Source organism: Amycolatopsis kentuckyensis (assembly GCF_002155975.1).
Classification (GTDB): domain Bacteria; phylum Actinomycetota; class Actinomycetes; order Mycobacteriales; family Pseudonocardiaceae; genus Amycolatopsis; species Amycolatopsis kentuckyensis.
In genome coordinates, this window is record NZ_MUMI01000812.1 from 1 (window position 1) to 2224 (window position 2224).

Annotated in this window: 2 protein-coding genes and 1 pseudogene; 1 reads left to right on the plus strand and 2 read right to left on the minus strand. The window is 72.8% G+C overall.

Annotated elements, in window-relative coordinates; genetic code table 11:
• Window positions 1–295 (plus strand): annotated as a pseudogene (locus CCN39_RS48205) (hypothetical protein); the annotation flags it as partial.
• A 3-nt stretch (window positions 296–298) separates the two neighbouring features.
• On the opposite strand, the gene CCN39_RS48210 reads toward CCN39_RS48205, so the two are convergent.
• Both CCN39_RS48210 and CCN39_RS48215 read right to left on the minus strand, forming a co-directional pair.
• Window positions 299–1078, minus strand: a complete 780-nt coding sequence (locus CCN39_RS48210; protein WP_086853912.1) for an aldo/keto reductase — start codon at window positions 1076–1078, stop codon at window positions 299–301.
• A gap of 40 nt (window positions 1079–1118) precedes the next feature.
• The gene (locus CCN39_RS48215) at window positions 1119–1913 is read right to left on the minus strand and encodes a helix-turn-helix domain-containing protein (protein ID WP_086853914.1); all 795 of its coding nucleotides are present in this window, start codon (window positions 1911–1913) and stop codon (window positions 1119–1121) included.
• Window positions 1914–2224 lie beyond the last annotated feature (311 nt).

Genomic DNA, 2224 nt, shown 5'->3' on the forward strand with positions numbered 1-2224 from the left:
GGTGCTCGACGCGCTGGTCGGGCGGGCGAAGATGGACTCCATCGGCGGGCTGCCCGCCGCCTGGCTGCCCGAGTCGTCGTACTGGGTCAGCGAGCTCACCACCAAGAAGCCCGAGATGATCGGCTCGCCCGCCCAGTCGGTGGCGAACGCGCGCTCGGCGGACTACCCGTTCATCGGGCTCGCCGGCCCGGGCATCGACGACATCGCGCTGCGCGCCGCCCAGACGTTCCGCGAGTACCTGGAGCAGCCCGCGCAGCAGGCCGACTTCGCCGCGGCGGGCATCAAGTCCACCTAGGCGCTAGACCCGCGTGCCGTTGTCGAGCTCGGCCACCACGGCGAGGTCGTCGTCGGCCAGCTCGAAGTCGAAGATCCCGAAGTTCTCCCGGATCCGGGTCGTGGTGGCCGACGCCGCCACCGCGACCGTGCCGGTCTGCAGGTGCCACCGGAGCACGATCTGGGCCGGCGTCTTGCCGTACTTGGCGGCGAGCGCGGTGATCGTCTCGTCGGACAGCAGCGCCGCGTTCGCGGCCGGGCTGGCGGCGGCCGTCACGATGCCGCGCTCGCCGTGGAACTCGCGCAGCGGCGCCTGCTGCAGCCACGGGTGCAGCTCGACCTGGTTCACCGCCGGCACCGAGCCGGTCCCGTCGATCAGCCGGCGCAGCTCCGAGACACCGAACGCGGAGACGCCGATCGCGCGGGCCCGGCCCTCGGCGCGCAGCCGGCTCAGCGCGCGCCAGGTGTCGGTGAACGCGCCCTTCGTGCCGTCCAGCAGGCACAGGTCGACCCGCTCGAGCTGGAGTGCCTCCAGCGCCTGGTCGGCCGCCCGGCGGGCGGTGTCGTAGCCCTGGGCGGGCACGTGCACGCTGACGAAGAGCTCCTCGCGCGGCACCTCGGCCACGGCGAGCACCGCGCCCACCGCCGCCTCGCTGCCCGGCGTGGCGTCGATGCCGCGGTAACCGGTGTCGAGGGCGATGCGGACGGCCCGGCCGGTTTCGGCCGGGGACAGCCCGGCGACACCGAACAGCAGCTGGGGGATGCGGACTCCGACGGACAGGGCGAGCGAAGGCGGGACGGCCATCAACCGGTGATCCTCACTTCGGATGCTGCGCGGACCCCCATCATCCCACCCGGGCGGCCCGCTCGCGCAGATACGCCGCCGTCGCCGGGTCGGCCGGGAAGAACGACTCGATCACCAGTTCCGCCACCGTGACGTCCAGCGGGGTGCCGAACGTGGCCACCGTGCTGAAGAACGTGAGCTCGGCGCCGTCGTGGCGGAACCTCAGCGGCACGAAGATGTCACCCGGTCCGGGGACCTCCACCTCGGGCACGGGCTGCTCGCACGGGTACCCGCGCAGTTCGTCCAGGAGCTCGGCGAGGCCCGTGTCGGCGGTCTGGGTCACCTGGCGCCGCAGCCGGCCGAGCAGGTGGGCGCGCCACTCCCCCAGGTTGACGATGTGCGGGGCCATGCCGTCGGGGTGCAGGGTGGCGCGCAGGACGTTGGTGGTCAGCTCGGGCGGGATCCCGGCGACGAACAGCCCGACGCTGGCGTTGGCGTCGACGAGGTCCCAGTTCCGGTCGACGACGGCGGCCGGGTAGGGGTCGTGCCCGGCGAGCAGCTGCCGCACGGCCGTCCGGACGGCGTCCATCTCGGGATCCCCCAGCGCGGTCTCGGTGTAGGCGGGCGCGAACCCGGCGGCGAGCAGCAGCCGGTTGCGTTCCCGCAGCGGGACGTCGAGGTGCTCGCCGAGCCGCAGCACCATGTCCCGGCTCGGCTTGGCCCGGCCGGTTTCCACGAAGCTGAGGTGGCGGGTGGAGATGTCCGCCGAGATCGCCAGATCGAGCTGGCTGATCCGGCGCCGGTCGCGCCATTCGCGCAGCAGCTCGCCGACGGGCCGCTGCCGCGCCTGCACCATGGTCGTCACGCGAACGACGCTACGGGGAGCGCGGCGCCGCTGCCATTACTTCGGGGGTAATGCCTCGGCATTACCTCTCGCGTAATCGACGGGCCGCCACCGGGCCGCCAGAGTGGGTTCCAGCGCAGGGACGACGGCAAAGCGTTGTCCCCCAACGAAAGGAACCAGCCATGACCGACGTCCGCACCATCGTCGAGCGGTACATCGCCGTCTGGAACGAGACCGATGGCGACAAGCGCCGGGCGCTCATCGCCGACGTCTTCACCGACGGCGCCGACTACACCGATCCGCTCGGCGCCGTCACCGGGCAC

What these genes read in the sequence shown, in the direction of transcription:
- CCN39_RS48210 (WP_086853912.1), bottom strand. Translation starts at nt 1,078, where the DNA reads ATGGCCGTCCCGCCTTCGCTCGCCCTGTCCGTCGGAGTCCGCATCCCC.
- CCN39_RS48215 (WP_086853914.1), bottom strand. Translation starts at nt 1,913, where the DNA reads ATGGTGCAGGCGCGGCAGCGGCCCGTCGGCGAGCTGCTGCGCGAATGG.